At 66.4% G+C, this 1,073-nt stretch carries 1 pseudogene; it reads right to left on the reverse strand.

The window, feature by feature from the left end:
• Positions 1 to 1,073, reverse strand: a pseudogene (locus IEZ15_RS44020) (hypothetical protein); the annotation flags it as partial.

A 1,073-nucleotide genomic window follows, 5' to 3' on the forward strand; every position in this document is an offset into this window, starting at 1 on the left:
TTGTTGAGGGCTGCGGTGTATTTGTTGGCGAGGTCCTGGACGAGTTGTTCGGACTTCTCGTTGACGGTGGCTTCGAGGTCGTCGAACTTTCCGGCGAAGTCCTTCGCCGCGTCCTCGCCGAACTGACGCAGGTCGGCGGGGAGCTTGTCGACCTCGGCCTTCAGCTCTGACCGGCCCTTGGCGATGCGGGCCTTGGCCCTGCCGAGTTCGGTGCCGATGATGTCGGCCACGGAGGAGATGACCGTCTGCATCTTTGTGACGTAGAGCTTGCGGGCCTCCTGGTAGAGGTTGTTCGCCTCGTTGGGCAGGCCGGCGAACTTGTCCTTGACCCAGCGGGCCTTGCCGGTCCAGCCCGAGTACCGCTTGTCCTTGTAGGCCTTCATGCGGCGTTTGTGGTCGGCGGTGAACGCGTCCCGGGCCGCCTTCTCGCCCTGTGTGAACGCGGTGTCGACCTTCTTGTCCAGGCCGGACAGGGTGTCCTCGACATCCTTCTTCGTGCCGTCGTAGACCTTCTGGAGCTTGGCGGTGACCTCGGCGCGTTTCTTCTCGTCCTTCGACTTCGTCTCGCCCTTGCCGCCGTCGACCTGTTTCCCGGCCGAGGCACGGGTCGCGGTCAGCGCGTTCATGGCCTGGGCGCCGGAGGCTGCGGTGCCTGCCTTCGCGGTGGACAGTTGCTGGGCCTCGGTTGACTTGCCCTTGGCGGGGGCCTTCGCCGAGTCCGTCTCGGCCGTCTTCTTCGCGGAGAGAGCCTCGTTGAACTCGGGCTCGTTGCCCTTGGCGAGCTGCTCCTCGGTGACCTCGGCGTCCGCCATGGCTTTGTCGTTCTCGGCGGGGCCCTGGGAGAAGTCCGTGACGGAGGCGGGCTGCTTCTCAGGGATCGCGTCGGTCGCGGAGGGGGCGCCGGGGTTGGGCGGGGCCTGGTCCGGGGTCATCGGGGTGACGGGCTTGTCCTTGGCCGCCGATGTGTCCGGCGGGGCCTTCGTCGCGGTGTCGATGTCCTTGGCGGAGGAATCCTTGCCGTCGGAGACCTTGCCGTCGACCTCGTCCTTGATCTTGTCGGCCTTGCCGGACTT

The sequence above is a fragment of the Streptomyces atratus genome (assembly GCF_014648655.1).
Lineage (GTDB): Bacteria > Actinomycetota > Actinomycetes > Streptomycetales > Streptomycetaceae > Streptomyces > Streptomyces atratus.